Origin of the sequence: Candidatus Aquarickettsia rohweri, from assembly GCF_003953955.1 — a bacterium.
Lineage (GTDB): Bacteria > Pseudomonadota > Alphaproteobacteria > Rickettsiales > Midichloriaceae > Aquirickettsia > Aquirickettsia rohweri.
On the sequence record NZ_RXFM01000109.1, the window covers coordinates 1 to 4,129 of the forward strand.

4 protein-coding genes are annotated in these 4,129 nt (G+C 29.5%); 3 read left to right on the forward strand and 1 reads right to left on the reverse strand.

The features are described from left to right. Together EIC27_RS06330 and EIC27_RS06335 are read left to right on the forward strand one after the other, a co-directional pair. Positions 1–252, forward strand: a 252-nt coding sequence (locus EIC27_RS06330; RefSeq protein ID WP_126045182.1) for a DDE-type integrase/transposase/recombinase, incomplete at its 5' end; no start/stop codon positions are given. Between the two features lie 45 nt (positions 253–297). Continuing rightward, positions 298–3,615, forward strand: coding sequence for a TM0106 family RecB-like putative nuclease (locus tag EIC27_RS06335; RefSeq protein ID WP_126045222.1), 3,318 nt, complete (start codon positions 298–300; stop codon positions 3,613–3,615). A gap of 161 nt (positions 3,616–3,776) precedes the next feature. On the opposite strand, the gene EIC27_RS07135 is transcribed toward EIC27_RS06335, so the two are convergent. Continuing rightward, on the reverse strand, positions 3,777–3,926 hold the full coding sequence (locus EIC27_RS07135; protein ID WP_154663853.1) for a hypothetical protein: 150 nt from the start codon (positions 3,924–3,926) through the stop codon (positions 3,777–3,779). A gap of 49 nt (positions 3,927–3,975) precedes the next feature. Here EIC27_RS07135 and tnpA point away from each other — a divergent pair. Further along, positions 3,976–4,129: IS66 family insertion sequence element accessory protein TnpA (gene tnpA / locus EIC27_RS08435; protein ID WP_410519450.1), on the forward strand; the 154-nt coding region annotated here is incomplete at its 3' end.

The window sequence follows — 4,129 nt, forward strand, 5'->3', positions numbered from 1 at the left end:
TCAATCAATAAGCCATTATCTAAAGAAAACCAAATAGAAATTAGGCAGAACAAATATCTCAACAATAGGATAGAAGGCGATCACAGATTTATAAAGAAACGAACTAGGCCGATGCTTGGCTTCAAATCCTTTAGAAGTGCCGCCAGAACTATTGCGGGAATAGAACTCTTGCACATGATTAAAAAAGGACAACTTGCTGACAATGACAATTATAATTCTGACTTTGATAAATTTCTTTCACTAGCTGCTTAATGGAAAAATCTATAAATAATTTAAAAATTTTACACCATATTACAGATGCGACAGAGCCAAAATAAAAATATTTGTTCACCAATAGATTTAATAATCTTTTTATCATGTAATTATGCAACAATACTTAATAATAAAAAGATAAGAGGAGAATTAACATCAGGCAATAATAGTGATTCAAGTATATTATTTGCACAAAAAGGGTTGGAACATGAGGGGAATTATCTAAAAAAACTAAAAGAAAATGGTCAAGAGGTAATAGAAATATCTAAAAATCTTAATCCTGAAGAACGAATAGCTAAAACTAATAATGCGATGAAATTAGGAGTAGATGTAATCTATCAAGCCGCATTAAATAATGAATTATGGAGGGGAGATTCGGATTTTTTAATAAGATGTAATAAAATCTCACAATTAGGTAATTATAGTTATGAAGTTTTAGATACTAAGCTATCAAAAAGAGTAGAGGTCAAGCATATAATACAATTATGTGTTTACTCAGAGCTTCTAAGCTATGTTCAAGGTAATATGCCAAAGGAAATGCATCTTTATTTAGGAGATAATCAACGTTATAGTTTTAAAATTACTGATTATATTTATTATTATAATTCTACTAAAGAAGAATTTTTAAAATTTATAAGGAGTAGTAATCAAGATCTATATCCCGAACCTTGTAATCATTGTGACTTATGTGAATGGAAAGAATATTGTGCAGGAAAGTGGAAAAAAGATGATCATTTAAGTCTTGTGGCAAATATTACAAATTCACAAAGAGAAAAGCTCAATAAATTTGGAATTAATACTGTAAAAGAGTTAGCAGAAATAGAAGAAAAAACAGTAATTCCAAATATAAACAAGGAAGTTTTTTCAAGATTGAGGGAGCAAGCAATATTACAGAATTATAAAGCAATAACAGGAAAAGATAAATACCAAATTATTTCACAATCCAGAGGAAAAGGCTTTGAACGCATATCAAAGATAAATCCAGGTGACTTATTTTTTGATATGGAAGGAGATCCACTTTATCCTGATGGTTTAGAATATTTATTTGGAGTTTATTATAAAGAAAATAATAAAGAGATATTTAAAACATATTGGGCTCATGATCATGAAGAAGAGAAGGAAGCATTTGTCAGCTTTATGGATTTTGTAAGAGCTCATTTAAAGAAATATCCAAATGCTTATATTTATCATTATAACCACTATGAAACTACAGCTTTAAAAAGATTATCTTGCAGATATGGGGTATATGAAGATCAATTGGATAACTTATTAAGAAAGAAGAAGTTTATAGATTTATATATGGTTGTTAGAGAAAGTATACGCACTTCAGAGCCTGGTTATTCAATAAAGAATTTAGAGGTATTTTATATGGATAAACGAGCCAATACTGTTGCAACAGCTGCAGATAGTATAGTTGTATATAATAAATGGAGAGAAACAGGAGAAGAGAAATTACTAAAGGAAATAGCTGACTATAATGAAATAGATTGTAAATCAACATATTTATTAAGAAATTGGTTAATTACTCTTAAACCAGAAGATACAAGTTGGTTTGAAGGATTAGGGGATAATGAAAATCCTGAAGAGGTGAAAGAAGAAAAAAAAGATTGGGAAAAACAATATGATGAGTATAAAAATAAATTAGAAAACCTATACTTAGAGAATGAAGAAAAGAATCTGATGTATTTATTAGAATTTCATAATAGGGAAGCTAAGCCTCAGTGGTGGAATATATTTGATCGTCAAAATAAGTATGAAAGTGAAATCATAGAAGATGTAGAATGTTTAGGAGGACTCAAGTTGATTGGTGAACCACAGCAGGAGAAAAGATCACTTGTTTATATATATGAGTATCCAGAGCAGGAAACTAAACTTAAAAAAGGTAGTAGTATTTTTAATACAGAGACGGTGGAGCAGGTTGGAAGTGTAATTGATATTGATGAAGTCAAAAGACATGTAAAAATAAAACGAGGTATGGCAAAAGAAAAATTGCCTCAAATGTTATCAGTTGGTCCTGGTGGTCCAATTGATAGTAAACTTTTAAGATCTGCAGTATATCGTTTTGCAGATAAGATGATTCAGAGTAAAGATGTTAATAATTGTATTAGTGATTTACTTAAACGGTCAATTCCAAAGATTAAAGGTAAAAATCCAGGTGATGCGATAATAATCTCAGACAACTTACAGAATGAAGTAATACAAGTAATAATCAATATGGATAGAAGTTACTTATTTATACAAGGTCCCCCTGGTACAGGAAAGACATATATAAGTAGTCATATTATAGTGGAGCTAATGAAACAAGGTAAGAGGGTAGGGGTTACTTCTAATTCACATAGAGCAATACATAATTTATTAAGTAGAATTGAGAGTGTGGCAAAGGAAAAAGATTTTTCTTTTTCAGGTATAAAAAAAGCAAGCACAAGTAATAAAGAAACATATTTTGAAGGTAGTTATATTAAAAATGAGACAAAAACTAATAATATATCATTAGAAGCTAATTTATTAGCAGGTACAGCATGGTTATTTGCACATGAATATTTTGTTGATCAATTAGATTATCTATTTATAGATGAAGCTGGACAAGTAGCACTTGCTAATGTTGTTGCAATGTCAACTTCAACAAAAAATCTTATATTAATAGGTGACCAAATGCAATTAGGACAGCCTGTACAAGGTACGCATACGGGAGATTCTGGATTATCTGTATTAGAATATCTGCTTGGTAATAAATCTACAATACCAATAGAGAGAGGAATATTTTTATCAGAGACAAGAAGATTAAGACCTAGTATATGTAAGTTTATTTCTGAAACATTTTACGACGGTCGTTTAATTGCTCATAAAGATACAATTAATAGGATACTTAATTTAAAAAACTGTGGCCTTCCTAATGAAGGAATTAAATTTATTGATGTGGAGCATGAAGGTTGTTCTCAAAAAAGTATAGAAGAGGGTAATGTAATAAATGAAATATATAATCAATTGCTAGATCAAGAAATTGACGATAGTGGAATGATAAGGCAAATTACAGAAAAAGATATTTTAGTAGTTACTCCTTATAATGTACAAGTAAATTATTTGCGGTCTATATTACCTAAAAATGCAAGGGTAGGGACAGTAGATAATTTTCAAGGACAGGAAGCTCCAATAGTAATAATTTCAATGGTTACATCTAGTGCAGAATATTTACCAAGAAATATAGAATTTCTTTTTAGTAAAAATAGACTCAATGTTGCAATATCAAGAGCGCAATGTTTGGCAATTATTATTGCTAATCCAAAGTTATTAGAAGTACCTTGTAAAACCATTGAACAAATGAAAATGGTTAATAGTTTTTGTAGGGCTTACTCAGAAAGTTAGATGAGCCAACTTATAGTTATAGCTGGTTTAATTTACAAATTCACAATTTGATAAATATTACTAGATTACTTTGTAATATGGGAATATTATTCCTAATATAAGAGGTAAAATGATTAAGCGTTTATTATTCAACTTAATAAGTGAATCTTTTGAAGCAACGCCTATATGTGCTTTATTAGAACTTTGTTGCCAACAATTCTTTTATATCTAGAAAAGGTTTCTTCGACTTTCAGCCTATTGCCATAGTTTTTACTACTATCTTTGGGTGGATTAATAAATCTGTAAGCGCTAAAATAAGGGCATCTAGGCAAGAATAAAAATAAGTGGTAGAACAAAAGCCTAAAAAAATAGAGGCTAATGATGCTATTAGAAAAAAAGAAAAAAAGAATAAGTAATGAAAAATGGAAAGAGCTAGTAGAAGAATATAAAAAAAGTAATGTAAGTAAATATGAATTTTGTAAGCAAAAGAATGTGCCGAGAAGTACATTTTATAAATGGCACAGAATTCTTGTAG

Excerpts from the sequence above, each read along its gene's own strand:
- EIC27_RS06335 (WP_126045222.1), top strand. The coding sequence starts at position 298 with ATGCGACAGAGCCAAAATAAAAATATTTGTTCACCAATAGATTTAATA.